This is a genomic window from Pantoea sp. CFSAN033090 (genome assembly GCF_001264395.1).
In the GTDB taxonomy this organism is placed as follows: Bacteria; Pseudomonadota; Gammaproteobacteria; order Enterobacterales; family Enterobacteriaceae; genus Pantoea; species Pantoea agglomerans.
This window is the reverse complement of sequence record NZ_LGYX01000004.1, coordinates 457,049-472,961: the sequence shown is the minus strand read 5'-3', so window position 1 is coordinate 472,961 and position 15,913 is coordinate 457,049. Positions and strand designations below refer to the sequence as shown.

Genomic DNA, 15,913 nt, shown 5'->3' with positions numbered 1-15,913 from the left:
ATCTTTCACTCTTTATTGGTTGAGATTATTGCTTTCAAAAAAAGCAAGGATATGGCAAAAAGAAAAGCATGGGGCTGAATAAAACAGTCCATATTTTACCTTTGCCTTGCTTCTGAAATATCGTCATAAACCATATTTCAGATAGTGCGTTGCCGGGACCAGTCCGGGCAATGTATTTATTCAATTCTCATAATGAGAAATCGAGGTTCTGATCAGGTATTCAGGAAGCAGGAAAGCACTCAATAAATTCTTCTTAGCTTATCCGCCGCCCAGAAAAAACCTAACGACACAATGACTGAAAAAATAATCAGAACGCCGTTAATCACTTTCCCCATTACCGTGACATTCCAGTCAAAGAAGAAAATGTAATAACCTGCACAGGTCATTAAAATAAGGGAGGAAATAAAACTCAGCAGATAACGCATTACATGCAGAGCTGACTTTTTAACCATCCTGTCATCCTCCCTGACTTTATCTCAGCAACCTTTGTGTCAGGCATCAGGCGCAAAACCCTTTGCTCCTGTTAACTCTTTGACTCAGCGGATACGTGATGCCAGGTCATTCCCGGCATCACGCCTCCCTTTCAGCCCTTACGCATTATCATTTTTCAGCGACGGCAGCTTAGAGACCAGACGCAGAGAAACCGTCAGCCCTTCCAGCTGATAGTGCGGACGCAGGAAGAATTTCGCGGAGTAGTAGCCAGGATTATCCTCCTGCTCTTCCACATTCACCTCGGCAGCCGCCAGCGGCTTGCGTGACTTGGTCTCCTGCGAGGAGTTAGCCGGATCGCCATCGACATAGTTCATCACCCAGTCGTTCAGCCAGCGTTCCATTTCATCACGCTCCCGGAAAGAGCCGATCTTGTCGCGCACGATGCACTTCAGGTAGTGCGCAAAACGGCAGCAGGCGAACAGGTACGGAAGACGCGCAGCCAGACGGGCATTGGCGGTGGCATCAGCGTCGTGATACTCCATCGGCTTCTGCAGTGACTGCGCACCAATAAAGGCAGCGAAGTCAGAGTTTTTGCGATGTACCAGCGGCATAAAACCATTTTTCGCCAGTTCGGCTTCACGACGATCGCTGATGGCGATTTCGGTCGGGCACTTCATATCCACGCCGCCGTCGTCGCTCGGGAAGGTGTGGCACGGCAGATTTTCCACTGCCCCACCCGACTCCACGCCGCGTATTGCGGTGCACCAGCCATACTCTTTGAAGGAGCGGTTGATGTTGGCGGCCATCGCGTAAGCCGCATTGCTCCACGTATAGTTGCCATGATCGGAACCATCGGTCTGCTCTTCAAAGTCAAAGCTGTCGACCGGGTTGGTACGGATGCCGTAAGGCAGACGCGCCAGGAAGCGCGGCATCACCAGACCCAGATAGCGTGCATCTTCCGACTCACGCAAGCTGCGCCAGGCAGCATATTCAGTGTTCTGGAAGATTTTGGTCAGATCGCGTGGATTCGCCAGCTCCTGCCAGGACTCCATCTGCATCACTTCGGGCGCGGTGCCTGTGATAAACGGACAGTGCGCGGCTGAGCCGATACGCGCCATCTCACCCAGCAGCTCAACATCCTGCGGGCTGTGGTCAAAGTAGTAGTCGCCCACCAGGCAGCCAAACGGCTCGCCGCCGAACTGACCATACTCCTGCTCATAAATCTTCTTGAACAGCGGACTCTGATCCCAGCCGGCACCCTTGTAGCGCTTCAGGGTGCGGCCCAACTCCTGCTTGGAGATGCTCATAAAGCGGATTTTGAGCATCTCGTCAGTTTCGGTGTTGTTCACCAGATAGCTCAGGCCGCGCCAGGCGCTTTCCAGCGACTGAAACTCCGGATGGTGAATAATCTGGTTCACCTGCTGCGACAGTTTTTCGTCGATCTCCGCGATCAGCGCCTGAATGGTGCGATAGGCATCACTGGAGACGGTAACGGTGTTCTCCAGCGCCTGCTGCGCCAGGGTTTTCACCGCGCTTTCGACCGCAGCACGTGCCTGATCGCTTTTTGGCCGGAACTCTTTATTCAGCAGCGCGCTGAACTCATCCTGACTGAAACTGGCTGCGCCCTGCGACTGCGGTTGTTGTGAAGTCTGCGTCATGCCTGCGGCTCCTTACCTTCAGTGGCCTCATCCTGCTTTGGCAGATGGGTCAGCGCCTGCAACAGCGTAGGATCCTGCAGCACCTTACCAATCAGCTCTTCCGCACCGTTTTTGCCATCCATATAGGTCAGCAGGTTAGCCAGCTGGGTACGCGCTTCCAGCAGCTTGCTCAGCGGCTCCACGTTGCGGGCCACCGCGTCCGGCGAAAAGTCATCCATGCTGTCAAAGGTCAGATCGATGTTCAGCTTGCCTTCGCCATTCAGGGTATTGTCTACCTGGAACGCGGCGCGCGGCTTCAGTGCTTTCATGCGTTCATCGAAGTTGTCGATGTCGATTTCCATGAATTTACGATCATCAATGCCTGGCTGTGGCTCCAGCGGTTTACCCACCAGATCCGCCAGCACGCCCATTACAAACGGGAGCTGGATTTTGCGTTCCGCGCCATAAATTTCCACGTCATACTCAATCTGAACGCGAGGCGCGCGATTGCGGGCAATGAACTTCTGCCCACTGGATTTGCTTGTTGCCATGGTTTTCTCCATACATGATGCGCGGATAAAGTGTCACAGCAGGCGCGCAGGTCCCGCTGAGTGTGTGTGCGTCACGCCTGCTTAATCGCGACGTCCGAAAATGGTTTCCAGCTGATGTACGCCGTCGGGTGCCAGTTCGCGGATGATCTCCAGAAAGTCGCGCTCGATTAAGCGCTGTACACGGTCGATCATCAGTGGGGCCGGATGACTCGGCTCATGCTGGGTGAAGTAGAGCTTCACTTTCTCCAGCATCAGCTGCGCGTCGGCGCGGGAACTGATCTGCACCGTGCGCCAGTCAGCGGCAGCGCGCGGGTTGGCCGGTGCAGGCGATGCCGCGGTTTCTGCGGGCTGTTCCACGGCGGCTGTGGGGATCAGCGCATTGATATCTGTGGCCTGGCAACGTTCAGCGATCAGCGCAATCTGTCTGCGCAACTGGGTGAGTTCCGGCACCGCGGCTTCGCCCAGTCGTTCGGTCACGGTTTCGCAGATGGTCTGCAGCCGCTCATGAATCTGCAGCACCGCCTCAATACCGGGCTGGTCGCCGCGCGCCAGTTCGTCGATCAGACGCGGCAGGCCGCCAGGATAGTCCGCGACTTCGGTTTTACTGCCGTCGCACAGGGCGGCCGCATCGCGCAGCGTGATGCCGTCAGAGGGATAGCGCAGCAGCCAGCACTGACGCACCGCGCCGCTCAGATCAGTTTTGTCACCCAGCAACGCCAGCGCATTAATGCGGTAGAAGGGATCCTGCTCGCCGAACTCCTCCAGCCGGGGCCACAGCGGCTCCCAGTAGAGCAACAACGCCTGTTCAATCAGCTTCAGGCCCTGGGCATAGCCCGGCAGCCCTTTCAGTTCGGTCCAGGCGTGGGTCAGCGCCAGCATTACCCGCAAATCTTTGCTGCGCGCCAGCAGCGCTATCGCCAGCTTCTCGACTCTGTTCCAGTCGGCCGGTTCTGCCGGAATGATAGTATTGCCAAACTGCTGCTCCGCTTTACCGGCGCTGGCCTGCTCCATCGCCTGAAAATCAGCGTGGTACTCCAGGTTATCGCCGCCGGGATTGTCCTCGCTGACCGGAGCCAGCAGAGCCTCTGTATTCATCGTCATGCGTGTCGCCTCAGGATTCAAACATCGGGGGATAAAGTCCGTTTCGTCCCGGCTTTGCCCCACCGGCCGGATCAAACAGCAATGAAAAGAGCTGGGCGGTAAAATTACCGCTGTGAACCTGGGTATAAAGCGGAAAACCGTCGCTTTGATTGGTCCACCAGAAACTGGTGTAGAACTGCGGGTCGAAGTTCTCGCCCGGCAGTGTCCAGTTCAGTGTCGAAGGGGTATCGCCATGCCCGATGACGTTGAGAATGTCTGACGTCTCGTCCGACTCCTGCGGCGGCTGCGGCTGAGGAATGCTGATCAGCGCCTGATCCAGCTGCTCCGGTGACCCGCCGCCCTGCACCACCCGCAGCAGCGTGTTGCCCACCTGCTGATACCACTCGCCGGAGCGCGCCAGCAGGGCTGGCGACCACTCGGCGGGCGTGAAGTGGCGCAGTGCGCAGAGTGGGTAGTTACGGCCCACGCTGTCACGCGCGGCAATCAGGCAGCCCATCTGAATCAGCTGGCTGCCCAGCATCGGCGGCACCACAAAATTCCAGACCGGCGCGTTAAGGAACGGGCGCGACGGGGCGTTATCACTCTCCTGACTGCTCTGCCAGTGATGCAGGCCCACCTGAAACCAGCTGGACCATTGGCGATAGAGCACGTCCGGGAAGCGGCGCTTCACAAAGTCACCCGCGCTGGGCACTTTGCCGTACCAGCAGGGTGCAGCGTAATGAGTCATTGTCGGGTCCTGTTTCAGGGGCAGCTAAAGCCGGGAAGCTGGAACGGGTTACGAATGCTGCCAGGGGTGAACGACAGCGTGACCATATGACCGTCCACGCTGAAACTCGCTTCGCGGGTCAGGCCGCCTGCCGCTGTCAGCCGGGCGCGGTCAAAGAAGCGATTGAGCGCCCAGGGACCGCTGGTGACCAGCGTGGAGGTAGTGCCGTTGGTCAGACCCAGCTGCATCCGCACCTGGCTGGTGCCGCCGGGGCCGGGCCAGCTGACCATCTGCACCGCCTGCGGTCCGTGGCTGTAGCGTAAAATCTGCCCATCCACATCCAGCGTCAGGTTAAGGATGTCGTTATCCATTTTTACCGTGCGCAGCGTGACGCGGAAGCCGGGCGTGGTCGCACCATTGGCAAAGAAGGCATCGCGGATTGACTGCGCCTGCTGGAAGGGCCGCAGCAGGGCTTCGCCTCCCGGCAGGGTTTTACCGTCAATGCCCGGCGTAAAGCGCCACGCCGCGTTGGTGGTGTCGACTTTGCTGGCCAGGTTGTCGCGGAAGAAGCTGTCCATCATGCCGCTGCCGGGTGCAAACATCCGCGCCAGATCGTCTGGTGTGACCTCACTGCGCGCAGAGCGAACCAGCGGATAGCGACCCGCGATCGCCTGGCGGCAGAAACTGCCCACTTCCATGGTGATGCGTTTGCGGACGTTATCCATATCGCGGCGCTGTGCGTCGCTGCTGGCACCCACCGCCATGCTGGAAACCATGTTCTGCAATGAACCCGGCAGACGGCCGGCACTGGCCTGCAGACGACTGATGGCATCGCTGGCCGGGGGCGGCATCCCGCTGTTCGCCGCATCCTGCACGGCGGTGAGGTAGCGATAGAGATCGTCAATCTGATGCAGGAAGTCATCCACCGCCAGCACCTTGCTGCCCTGCTGCAGCGGCTGGGCCAGCTCCAGAACCGGCGCAAAGTGAAGCGCGACGGCCTGCTCCGGTGATGCCTGGGTGGCGGCCTGTCCGCGCGCGGCACTGGCCTCGGGCGAGGTAAACAGCGCTTCAAGGGTGCGGGTGGCGCTGTTATCCGACGGCTTTGCTGCCTGCGCGGTTTTCTCATCCGGCTGCGCCCGGTTCAGCGTCAGCAGACCACCGAGGTTGATCACCAGCTGGCGCAGCGGCGAATGGTTGCCCGACAGCAAACGGGCGGTGTTGATGCGTTGAGAGAGATCGGCGCTGCTGTTGAGTTGAATGTCACTGAGAAACTGCTCCCACTGCCGGATATAGTCCTGCACGTAGAGCTGGCGCACCGCAAGATCCGTCTGCTCACTTTTCTGCTGCGGCGCCGCGCCGCCCAGCACCCAGAGATCGTCCTGATACAACGCCTGGGTCACCGGGGCAATCTGCTTATCCACGTGCTGCCAGTAGCCATCCGGCGTATAGAGACCCGCCACACCGTCATTGACCGATTTACCGCTTTTGCGGGAAAACACCAGCTCGCTCTGGGGACCACCCAGCGCCGCCAGCGTCACCGGCTGCAGGCTGTCATCGCGTTGCAGCAGGCGCTTCAGCCGTCCATAGACGCGCTGTGACAGCGGCATCTGATTAATCAGCGCCTGCTCGCGCTTTACCAGCGCTTCATCCTTCGCATACGGCGACGAGTGAATCTGCGTCTCCAGCAACTGTTGCAGGTGCCACGCCAGCTGTTTCACCTGCTGCTGGGTGACGTTCTGCGGCAGTTCGCGTGACAGGTTGAGCATCAGCCACGCCTGCAGGAATTTGCCATCGTAGTGCTTTGGCTGATAGAGCATCTGATACGCCTTCAGCGCTTCATAGCTGTAGTCAGCATCACTGCCGTTGTCATTACGCAGCCAGCGGGTGATGTTCTGCGCCACCTGCGGTAACAGCAGCTGTTTCAGTGCCTTGTCGTAGAGCGCACGGGTGGCATCGCTGACCTCGGTGCCGCGATAAAGCCCCATGCGGCGCGTCAGCGGCGGTGCTTCCAGCGAGAAGTCGGCGCTCTCCGGCAGGTGCAACAGAGTGTTGAGATAAGGCACCAGCGCAAAGAGATCGCCATTGACCTGCTGCTGAAGCTGATCGCCCAGTTGTTCAACCTGCGGCGCTTTAGCGGCCATCTCCTGCAGATAGGCTTTGTTTTTACTGTAGCTGGTGAGCCACAACGCCCCGGCCACCAGCAATATCAGCAGCAGCGCCAGATAACCCGACCAGAGCCCGGCGCGGTTGCGCAGCTCCCACCAGCGGTTGCTGCCCGCCAGACCGGACTCCTGGAAAATCACATTTTCCAGCACCCCTTTCAGAAAGAAGCTCTGCCCTTTGTTCTGCGGGATGGGCGACTCTTTATCGACCTTATCCCAGCTTCCTGACTCGCCAGCCTGCTGCCCCGGCAGATTCAGTGCGCGGTTCAGCTCGCCCATCACCCTGTCAAACGGCAGTCCCTCCTGGGTGCCGCTGGCAAAGTAGATACCGCGCGGCGCGAACTGGGTTTCAAAATCGGAGCGGGCAAACAGCGTATCCAGCGCGTCTGCCAGCAACGGCCGCAGCGCCGCAAACTCCTGCGGGAAGAGATAGCTCTCTGCCCGCGCCTGCGCGTCGCTTTCCGTCAGCAGCCGATCGGCCAGTCCGGCATCCAGACGCTGTTGCAGCAGGGAATACTCCTGCTGGAACTGGTTATTAAGTTCGAAATCGGCGGCGGACGCCTTCGCCCAGGGAAAGGTGAATCCCCAGATTTGTTCACGCTGCGCTTTATCCAGCGAGGCAAAGTAGCTGCGGAACCCTTTGAGCAAGTCCGCTTTGGTGACCAGCACATAGACCGGGAAACGGATGCCGAGGCGATCGTGCAACTCCATCAGCCGCTGACGCAGGGCCAGCGCCTGATTACGCAGCGCCTCGGGCGACTGCGACAGCAGGTCGGAAACGCTCAGCGTGACGATGACGCCGTTGATCGGCTGACGTCCGCGATATTTACGCAGCAGGTCGAGAAAATGATGCCATTCGCTGGCATCACGCTCCTGCTGACTCTCCTGGGTACTGTAGCGCCCGGCGGTATCGAGCAGCACCGCCTCATTGGTGAACCACCAGTCGCAGTTGCGGGTGCCGCCAATGCCGCGCAGCGCCGACTTGCCGAATTTATCTGCCAGCGGAAACTGCAGCCCCGAGTTGACCAGCGCGGTAGTTTTACCGGCACCGGGCGCGCCGATGATCATGTACCACGGCAGCTGATAGAGATACTGACGGCCAAAGCGCTGTGCCCAGAACGGCGTGCCCTTGCTGCTGTGGCGCTGGAAGTGCGCCTTTTTCAGCATGTCAGTGGCTTCGGAGAAACGCCCTGCCAGCACCTGCTCTTCACTGGTCAGGCGCTGACGTTCGGCTTCCGGCGCATCGCTTTTGCCGGTTTCGAGGCTCGACATCAGCTTGCGATTGAGCCAGATGTTATAGAGCCGCGGAATCGCCTGGCCTAAGCCCCACACCAGATAGAGCAGCGCGATACTGATAATGCGGTTCTGCTCCGGCTCAAGCGGGCGCGAATCGACGATTGAGAACACCGGGCCAATCACCCAGATGATAAAAGAGAGCGCGGTAATGCCGACAAAGCCCCACGCGAGGCGGCTGGTCAGCACCGCAAACAGAATATTCAGCATGGATCAGTTCCCTCTCGCCAGGCCGTTGAGTTCAGCATGCGTCGCATCCGGTGCCACCAGCAGGGTAATTTCAACACGACGATTACGTGCGCGATTTTCTGCGCTGTTATTAGGCACCAGCGGATTGCTTTCACCGCGCCCTTCCGCTTTCACCCGTGACGGCTGCGCCAGCTGCTGTTGCAACAGGGTCTGTACTGACCGGGCACGCGCCAGCGAAAGCTCAAAGTTGGAGGCGAAGCGGGCACTGCGGATCGGCACGTTATCGCTGTAGCCAATCACCTGAATCTGGCCGCTGACATTGTTCATGGCAGCAGCGATGCGCTGGATTACGTCGGTGTAACGTCCGCGCACCTCGGTGGCCGCCGAGGCAAACAGTCCGTCCCCTTTCAGCGTCACCACGCTGCGGTCCGCTTCGTCACGCACCGCTACCAGCCCGGCATCAATTTCCGGTTTCAGGAAAGCGCGCAGGTTCAGCGTGGCGGGCGGTGGTGGCGCAGGGTTGCCGATCTTCACTTCCGGCAGCGCCGTCTGATAGATACGGGCCAGTACCGGCGAGGTGTAATCGCCGAGACGCCAGTTGAGCACGATGTAGAACAGACAGGCCGCCAGCCCCGCCACCGCCGCACAGGCCCACAGCGGGATCATTGGCCGCCACAATTTGCGCAGGACCGGCTGATCGGTGGGATGCGGAGACAGCGCCGCTGCATAATTGCCGCGCACGCTTTTGATCATCTGCAGCAGGCGCTGTTTGATGGTCTCCAGCTGCGAGCGACCGTTGTCCAGCACCCGGTAGCGTCCTTCGAACCCCAGCAGCAGGCAGAAGTAGATCAACTCCAGCATCAGAATGTGGCGCCTGGGGTTCTGCGACAGCTTAGCCAGCAGCTGGAAAAACTTTTCGCCGCCCCAGGTTTCATTGTGAAAGGTGACCAGCAGACCATTGCTGGTCCAGACGCCGCGGCTGCCCCACGGCGTCAGCGCCGCCGCCTCATCCAGCGCGGTACAGAGACAGTATCGTGCGCCGATGATCACTTCATAGCCCAGGCCTGACTGCTGGCAGCTCAGCTCGAAGCGCCGAATCTGATCGATCAGCTGCTGACGCAGCTGCGCCGGGTCTTCATGTGATACCGAGTGACGGATCTGAGGAATGGCGTTAATCAGGGGGTTGGCCGCCGCGACCAGCACATTCTGATGGCTGGCCTCCGGCGCAAGATCGCTGTGTGATTTTTGTTGTTCCTGCATCATGCTGCGTGCTCAGTTTATGATTCTGACTGACTACGAATGGCCCAGAACTCCATGTTCAGACCTGGAAACTCACCGGCAAGATGCAGCGCAAAAGCGCCCGAGCGCTCCATCTCTTTCCATAGCTCGCTGTTCTTATCCAGTTCGAAATAGCTGTATCCGGCATGCCACGGGATCTGCGGCGGCGCGCCGGGCATCGCCCGAAGTGCCAGACCGGGCAATTGCAACTGCACCAGATCGCGAATTTTGCTGACCGGGGCGACTTTCATCTGCGCCGGGAAGTGGGTTTTGAGGGTGTCGGCTGGCACGCTGGCTTTCACCGCCAGCACAAAGCCAAACTCATGCACCATACTGCTCTCCGGCACGGTCGCGACGTTAAGACCGTGCGAACGCTGAATCAGCGGCAGCTGAATCGCGCTCTCTTCCATCACCTGGGACAGCCCCTGACGCAGCAGTAGTGACAGGCGGCTAAAACAGCTGTGCAGATCGTCATGATCATAGAGCGGCAGGCCATCGGGCGCGCGGGCTGGCGTCCAGGTACTGAGCTCCGCCGCCAGTTGCAGCCAGTGGCTGTAGAGCGTTTCAGGATGCAGCAGCGGAAGATGTTGCAGATGAGTGTGCAGGCCAAGCTGACGATTGAGCAGCGCCAGCAGCATAAAATCGACCATATCCGCGCTGTTAAAACGACCGGTGCCCGGCGCGCGCTGACTCAGCTGCTGGCTGCGTTGCTGGATCAGCCCGTGCAGATCGTTGAACATGTTTTGCAGCGGACGGCTGCTGTTAAGCGTCAGCATCGGCGGGATGTAGTCGCTGTCGAGCCGGATGTGGTTGTCGCTGCGTTTTTCAATCACCTGAGCCACGCCCATGGCGGTCCACTCGGCGGTCAGATCCTGTTCCAGCATCAGCCGCAGACGCAGTTTGCCGAACTGCACCGTGGCGCTGCCCACGGCCTGGGCATTGTCATCTTCCACTTCTGCTTCCCAGGCGAGGTAGCGCGCCAGAGAATCCTGCGACTCCTGAAAGGCCACCGCTTCGCGGCCATTGCGGCGTGCCGGAATGGCCAGCACCACTTTGCTGCGGTCAACGGAGGCAGGCAGATCAAGCGGGGCCGGACCGTGCTGTGGCTGGCTGAAGGCAAAAAACGTGCCGTCAGGCAGACAACCGCTGGCGGCGCTCAGCGCCAGTTTCCCCTGGCGCAGCAGCGCTTCATCGAACTCCAGATCGTAAAAACCCCAGGTATAGGCGCGCTGCGACTGGCCCCACTCACGCAGGGTGCTGAGAAGATAATTTTCTGACTGCTGGAAATGGTGAGGACGCAGAAACATCCCCTCGGTCCAGACCACCTTTTCGGCTCTGTTCATAGACATCACTGTTTTTCCACGCGAAGGCCGTTAATCCCCGCCACAATGCGCGCATTCAGCTCACCATCGTCACGCTTCCAGAATGCCCAGAATGAGGGTGATTCGCCTTCGGGAACCGGCAGCGACAGTCGCCAGACCTTGCCATCCAGCGCCTGATATTCCGCCATGATGCCGATGAAGCGCGCCTCGGGCAGACTCTTCATCCGCAGCGTTTTATGGGGCTGAGTGGAAGTCAGGAAGAACTGTTGCGTATTGAGTTGCGCATTACCCAGCGCATTAGCGGACTGGTTTTGCAGGGAGTAGAAGTCAGCCGACATAAACTCCGCATCGGAGGTCAGTAATACCACCCGGACTTTCAGCGGCGCACCGCCGTTAACCTGGTTTTGCGCCTGAACGTCTAGGTTGTACCAGGCAACGGGCTGTGGAGTACTGCTGCACGCGGTCATCAGCCACGTCAGCAGCACTATCAGCGCCCCACGCCATAGCGTTGTTGTCATCATCCCGCCCTCCCTGCTTAGTGCGATTAGTTAATAATCCAGGTTCCGTTAGTGCTGTTCTGGCAGGCGGTGCTGTCACCGTTTACCGCAACACAGGTTTTCTTCTTGCTGCTGCGCACCCGGCGCTTCGGCTGGTCAGCCTTAATCGTCTGATCGTAAAGCTCGCTTTTCACCACGGCGCGAAACGGCACATAGCCGGTCAGCTGAACGGTTGCCTGCGGTGCTGCGGAGGGCGCTGACTCTTTAACGGCACTGCTGGCTTTACCCGGTTCAGGTTCTGCTGACGCCTGAGCGGGTTCACCCAGCGCCAGCCAGTTGTTCTCTACCTGACCAATCACGGTGTAGCTTTCGCCGGTTTTCAGCGTCTCCACCACCTTGCCGCCAAAACTCGGATGGCTCATCACCGAAGCGGGATAGAGCGCACGGTAGGTTTCATTGACCGGGCTGAACTGCGCAGGCGGTTTAACCGCATAACGGTGACTGATCACCACGCCATCCACGGTGCTGGTGACCAGCGTGTCATCCGTCATTTTTGGCGGCGTTTTACAACCCGCGACAGAAAAAACAAACATCAGGCCTAACGCAATACGGAGCTTCACCATTTTTTTCATGTTGTGTTCCATTCATATCCTGGAGAGTGGCCAGAGGCCGGTTGTCAGTAATGAAAATCGGGGATGTGGTGCTGATAGAGCGCCACTTAGTGCCAGCCTAAAAGAAAAACCTTAAGCAAATAGCGTTAAAGTGCCATGGCGAGGCACTTTAAAAGATCAACTAACGTTAACTATTAAAAAGCTACTCTGGCGACCGGGACAGGTGCAGCGAGAAATCTGAGCTGGCAAGAAATGATCAGAAACATGATCTATTTTTTTCCGTCAGATTGGATGAGGAAGGCAAAACCCAAGCTTTACTTATGCCATCCCTGGCCGAAAAACGGACATATTGACTCAGATTTACAGTTGTGACGCTATTCGCTGACAAAAGGAAAAATCGCAGAGCACAGGCTGATTTTCCTGTTTTCACGATCACATTCAGTAAGTTACAAGATGTGTATAAGCTCATAGCTACCGCACGAGCCAGGTATATCCTGCCCGTAGGTATGAAATCACAATTCCTTTGTAAACATAAGCTGCGAGTTTACAGAAGATTGACAAAATTTCAACGGGCCACTTTCATAAGATTTTACTTAAGTAAAGTTTAAGTAATTTACTTAGTGCAAATATGTGTTACTTTTAATCACTCGCTTAGGATTATTCTTAACAAGATGAGCAACTATGAAGTATTCTTACACAGAAACCAGACACTCCTGTAGTCAGCATTAAAAAAACTCATGTAAAAAATGGCGCTGTTTCACCAGGCCGTAATGAAGGTTAACGGCGAGGTGACCGTAATACGTGGCAGTTTTTAGCGTAAAAAACAGTGAGATAATGCTTACAAATCAGCAAGTTGTTTCATTATGGGACGGTTCATAAAGGGCTGAGGATGAGGTGGTCGTGAAGCGAGGTAAGCGAAGCGCAAAACGGCCCGGCGTCGCTTTAAGAAAGGACTGATTAATTGTTCTTTATCGGCATTGCAGCCATCGCCATGCTTCTGATGCTTCTCAGCATGCCCGGCTATGTGGAGCAAAAAAACCACGCCGTAGCGTGGTTCTGAGGGAAGAGTGCAGGGTTATCCTGGCAGGTTGCGGGCCAGAACTAGAAGAAGCCCAGCGGCTCGATACTGTAGCTGACCAGCAGGTTTTTAGTCTGCTGATAGTGATCCAGCATCATTTTGTGGGTCTCACGCCCGATACCCGACTTCTTATAACCGCCAAAGGCGGCGTGCGCCGGATAGAGGTGATAACAGTTGGTCCAGACGCGCCCGGCTTTAATCGCCCTGCCCACACGGTAAGCACGGTTGATATCGCGGGTCCAGACGCCAGCACCTAACCCATAGATGGAGTCGTTGGCGATACTGATTGCTTCTGCCTCATCTTTAAAGGTGGTGATGCCAATGACCGGGCCAAAGATCTCCTCCTGGAAAACGCGCATGCTGTTGTTGCCTTTCAGCAGTGTCGGCTGAATGTAGTAGCCGCTGTTAAGTGAGTCATCCAGCTTCTCTACGCCACCGCCCACCAGCACTTCCGCGCCCTCCTGTCGGGCAACCTCAAGATAAGAGAGAATTTTATCGAACTGCTGCTGCGACGCCTGCGCGCCCACCATGGTTTCGGTATCCAGCGGATCGCCACGTTTGATGGTTTTTACCCGCTTCATCACGGCCGCCATAAAGGGTTCGTAGATCGACTCCTGTACCAGCGCCCGCGACGGACAGGTACAGACTTCGCCCTGATTCAGGAAACCCAGCACCACGCCTTCGGCGGCTTTCTCTATAAAGCTCTCCTCCGCCTGCATGATGTCTTCAAAGAAGATGTTAGGTGATTTACCGCCCAGCTCAACGGTCGAGGGGATCAGGCTTTTTGCTGCCAGCTCCAGAATATGACCGCCGGTTGCGGTAGAGCCGGTGAAGGCTACCTTGGCGATGCCGGAATGGGAGGCGAGCGCTTCACCCGCCTCTTTGCCGAACCCATGCACCACGTTCAGCACGCCCGGCGGCAGCAGATCTTTAATCAGATCGACAAAAACGGTGATCGACAGCGGGGTCTGCTCAGCCGGTTTCAGCACCACACAGTTACCCGCGCCCAGTGCCGGAGCCAGTTTCCACGCCGCCATTAATAGCGGAAAGTTCCATGGAATGATCTGCGCTACCACGCCCAGCGGCTCATGGAAATGATAGGCGGCGGTGAACTCATCAATCTCGGCGGCACTGCCCTCCTGCGCCCGGACACAACCGGCAAAGTAACGGAAGTGATCGACGGCCAGCGGCATATCGGCCGCCAGGGTTTCGCGTACCGGTTTACCGTTATCCCAGGTTTCATAGACCGCCATCGTCTCCAGATGCTGTTCCAGCCGATCGGCGATTTTCAGTAACAGCAGCGAGCGTTGTTGCGGCGAGGTCTTGCCCCAGGCTTCCGCCGCCGCTGCAGCAGCAGCCACAGCGTTATCAACATCGGCAACGTCTGAGCGCGGAAACTCACCGGCCGCAGAGCCGTTCACCGGGGAGGTATTGGTGAAGTAGTTGCCGTTCACCGGCGCGACGAATTCACCATTAATGAAGTTGCCATAATTCTTTTGTAGGGTAATCAGAGAACCCTGTTCTCCGGGGGCGGCATAACGCATGATCATTCTCCTGACAGGTGACTGATGTAACAATGATGAAACTTATTATTAACATGAAGCATCATCAAGAGCCTGTCAGTTCTGTTAACCGGAAACTGTGACCGCCCCGAAGGAATGGGTGTTTACGCTTCGTCTTTAGATAATTCCGACTTTTACCCAAAAGGCTGGTCAGAGAGAAACTTGTGCGGCACAAAGGGGTCAACGTGAGGATGAATTCATTCTGGAGATGAGCATGCTGGCTTCAGCTTTTACCCTGATGCGCGCTAAAGCCAATTTCGTGCATCAGTTTATCCGCAACCCGCGCAAGATGGGCAGCATTACGCCCTCGTCAGAGGCGCTGTGCCGCACCATGATTGCGTCGGTGGAATGGCCTGAAAAGTTACGTATTGCCGAACTCGGCGCGGGCGACGGTGTACTGACGCGGCAGATACTGGCGCAGATGTCACCCGATGCCACGCTGGATGCCTTTGAGATCAGCAGCACGCTGGCCGATAAGCTTAATGCGCTGAACGATCCGCGCATGACGGTGCGCACCTGTTCAGCGGAATACCTGAGCGGAGAATATGACGTGATCTTCTCCGGCCTGCCGCTGCTCTCATTACCCACTGAAATGCGTGAGGCGATTCTGCGTGCGGTGTATAACGCGCTCGGGCCCAACGGCGTCTTTGTACAGTTCCAGTATACCTCGCTGACTCAGCCAGACCTGTCGCGCTACTTCACCTGGGAGCGCCAGCGGGTGATGAAAAACGTGCCACCCGCCTGGGTCTATCGCTGCACGCGTCACTACGCACCCTGAGCTTGCGCCATTGCAGGGCGCGTTTGTTGCCAGAACGCCACCAGCAACTCACGCGCCCAGTCTTTCCCCTCCATCTCGTTTGCCCCATCTTCTGTACAGCCTTTGGGCATACAAACGTTCATGATGTGCCGTGAAAATTCAGGATGAAACTGCACTGAAAGCGCCTGCGGCGAATAACGGACAATCTGACAGCCATCGCGCGCAGAGGCGGCCAGCACCTGCGCCTGTTGTGGCGCGCTGATCACCGACTGGCGATGTGACAGCCAGACGCTGAAGTCCTGTGGCAATTTCTTCAGTAGCGGATCGCGCTGCGCCTCCGGCATACAGTTGATTGGTAACAGCCCGCGTTCCCATCCATTGGGATTGTCCGCCACCTCGCCACCCAGCGCATAGGCCATCAGCTGGTGACCGTAGCAGACCCCCAGCAGCGGCAAGCCGTGATCCATCGCTGCGCGAATCCATACGGCGCTGCGTTCGCTCCAGTCAGCGTGATCGGTGACCATCGCCCAGGAACCGCTGAGGATCGCCCCGGAAATCTGGTCGAAAGCGGGTAGCGCCTCGCCCAGATGGGGCCGTACAATCAGGTATTCATCGGGTTGCAGGTTTAACGCGTCGATGAACCAGCGCGGCTGTTCACCAATCTCTGAGACAACGTTTGCAGGTGGGACTTCAAGCTGAATTAACGCAAGGGGTAAGGCGGACGTGTAGGTCATACC

At 57.6% G+C, this 15,913-nt stretch carries 13 protein-coding genes; 1 reads left to right on the top strand and 12 read right to left on the bottom strand.

Annotated elements, in window-relative coordinates:
- Window positions 1–239: 239 nt before the first annotated feature.
- From AFL22_RS05685 to AFL22_RS05635, 11 genes are all read right to left on the bottom strand, one after another.
- The gene (locus AFL22_RS05685; RefSeq protein WP_033779372.1) at window positions 240–452 is read right to left on the bottom strand and encodes a hypothetical protein; all 213 of its coding nucleotides are present in this window, start codon (window positions 450–452) and stop codon (window positions 240–242) included.
- Between the two features lie 138 nt (window positions 453–590).
- Window positions 591–2,090 carry a type VI secretion system contractile sheath large subunit gene (gene tssC, locus AFL22_RS05680; RefSeq protein WP_010246111.1) on the bottom strand — a complete coding sequence of 500 codons (1,500 nt, stop codon included), beginning with the start codon at window positions 2,088–2,090 and terminating at the stop codon, window positions 591–593.
- Window positions 2,087–2,620 carry a type VI secretion system contractile sheath small subunit gene (gene tssB / locus AFL22_RS05675; protein ID WP_010246114.1) on the bottom strand — a complete coding sequence of 178 codons (534 nt, stop codon included), beginning with the start codon at window positions 2,618–2,620 and terminating at the stop codon, window positions 2,087–2,089. Before tssB ends, tssC begins: the two co-directional genes overlap by 4 nt.
- A gap of 81 nt (window positions 2,621–2,701) precedes the next feature.
- Window positions 2,702–3,715, bottom strand: a complete 1,014-nt coding sequence (tssA, locus tag AFL22_RS05670; protein ID WP_010669900.1) for a type VI secretion system protein TssA — start codon at window positions 3,713–3,715, stop codon at window positions 2,702–2,704.
- Between the two features lie 16 nt (window positions 3,716–3,731).
- Window positions 3,732–4,448, bottom strand: coding sequence for a type VI secretion system-associated protein TagF (gene tagF / locus AFL22_RS05665; protein WP_010246121.1), 717 nt, complete (start codon window positions 4,446–4,448; stop codon window positions 3,732–3,734).
- 14 nt (window positions 4,449–4,462) lie between these two features.
- The gene (gene tssM, locus AFL22_RS05660) at window positions 4,463–8,092 is read right to left on the bottom strand and encodes a type VI secretion system membrane subunit TssM (RefSeq protein WP_052270933.1); all 3,630 of its coding nucleotides are present in this window, start codon (window positions 8,090–8,092) and stop codon (window positions 4,463–4,465) included.
- Between the two features lie 3 nt (window positions 8,093–8,095).
- The gene (locus AFL22_RS05655) at window positions 8,096–9,331 is read right to left on the bottom strand and encodes a DotU family type VI secretion system protein (protein ID WP_029519008.1); all 1,236 of its coding nucleotides are present in this window, start codon (window positions 9,329–9,331) and stop codon (window positions 8,096–8,098) included.
- 17 nt (window positions 9,332–9,348) lie between these two features.
- Window positions 9,349–10,692, bottom strand: a complete 1,344-nt coding sequence (tssK, locus tag AFL22_RS05650) for a type VI secretion system baseplate subunit TssK (RefSeq protein ID WP_010246132.1) — start codon at window positions 10,690–10,692, stop codon at window positions 9,349–9,351.
- A gap of 5 nt (window positions 10,693–10,697) precedes the next feature.
- Complete coding sequence (gene tssJ, locus AFL22_RS05645; protein ID WP_052270932.1) at window positions 10,698–11,192, bottom strand: type VI secretion system lipoprotein TssJ; 495 nt, start codon at window positions 11,190–11,192, stop codon at window positions 10,698–10,700.
- 23 nt (window positions 11,193–11,215) lie between these two features.
- A complete protein-coding gene (locus AFL22_RS05640; protein ID WP_010669898.1) occupies window positions 11,216–11,812 on the bottom strand; it encodes a hypothetical protein in 597 nt (198 codons plus the stop codon).
- A 1,068-nt stretch (window positions 11,813–12,880) separates the two neighbouring features.
- Entirely contained in the window at window positions 12,881–14,401 is a 1,521-nt protein-coding gene (locus tag AFL22_RS05635) for an aldehyde dehydrogenase family protein (RefSeq protein ID WP_010669897.1), read from the bottom strand.
- 232 nt (window positions 14,402–14,633) lie between these two features.
- Here AFL22_RS05635 and AFL22_RS05630 point away from each other — a divergent pair, with 232 nt between their 5' ends.
- Window positions 14,634–15,197 (top strand): methyltransferase, encoded by a 564-nt coding sequence (locus AFL22_RS05630; RefSeq protein ID WP_052270931.1) that lies wholly within the window; start codon window positions 14,634–14,636, stop codon window positions 15,195–15,197.
- On the opposite strand, the gene AFL22_RS05625 is transcribed toward AFL22_RS05630, so the two are convergent.
- Window positions 15,185–15,910 carry a glutamine amidotransferase gene (locus AFL22_RS05625; RefSeq protein WP_052270930.1) on the bottom strand — a complete coding sequence of 242 codons (726 nt, stop codon included), beginning with the start codon at window positions 15,908–15,910 and terminating at the stop codon, window positions 15,185–15,187. The genes AFL22_RS05630 and AFL22_RS05625 overlap by 13 nt on opposite strands.
- Window positions 15,911–15,913: the final 3 nt, after the last annotated feature.

Bases quoted from the DNA above. Each gene is read 5' to 3' on its own strand.
- AFL22_RS05685 (WP_033779372.1), bottom strand. From the start codon at position 452: ATGGTTAAAAAGTCAGCTCTGCATGTAATGCGTTATCTGCTGAGTTTT.
- tssM (WP_052270933.1), bottom strand. From the start codon at position 8,092: ATGCTGAATATTCTGTTTGCGGTGCTGACCAGCCGCCTCGCGTGGGGC.
- AFL22_RS05635 (WP_010669897.1), bottom strand. From the start codon at position 14,401: ATGCGTTATGCCGCCCCCGGAGAACAGGGTTCTCTGATTACCCTACAA.
- tssA (WP_010669900.1), bottom strand. From the start codon at position 3,715: ATGAATACAGAGGCTCTGCTGGCTCCGGTCAGCGAGGACAATCCCGGC.
- tssK (WP_010246132.1), bottom strand. From the start codon at position 10,692: ATGAACAGAGCCGAAAAGGTGGTCTGGACCGAGGGGATGTTTCTGCGT.
- AFL22_RS05655 (WP_029519008.1), bottom strand. From the start codon at position 9,331: ATGCAGGAACAACAAAAATCACACAGCGATCTTGCGCCGGAGGCCAGC.
- tssJ (WP_052270932.1), bottom strand. From the start codon at position 11,192: ATGATGACAACAACGCTATGGCGTGGGGCGCTGATAGTGCTGCTGACG.
- AFL22_RS05630 (WP_052270931.1), top strand. From the start codon at position 14,634: ATGCTGGCTTCAGCTTTTACCCTGATGCGCGCTAAAGCCAATTTCGTG.
- AFL22_RS05625 (WP_052270930.1), bottom strand. From the start codon at position 15,910: ATGACCTACACGTCCGCCTTACCCCTTGCGTTAATTCAGCTTGAAGTC.
- tagF (WP_010246121.1), bottom strand. From the start codon at position 4,448: ATGACTCATTACGCTGCACCCTGCTGGTACGGCAAAGTGCCCAGCGCG.
- tssC (WP_010246111.1), bottom strand. From the start codon at position 2,090: ATGACGCAGACTTCACAACAACCGCAGTCGCAGGGCGCAGCCAGTTTC.
- tssB (WP_010246114.1), bottom strand. From the start codon at position 2,620: ATGGCAACAAGCAAATCCAGTGGGCAGAAGTTCATTGCCCGCAATCGC.
- AFL22_RS05640 (WP_010669898.1), bottom strand. From the start codon at position 11,812: ATGGAACACAACATGAAAAAAATGGTGAAGCTCCGTATTGCGTTAGGC.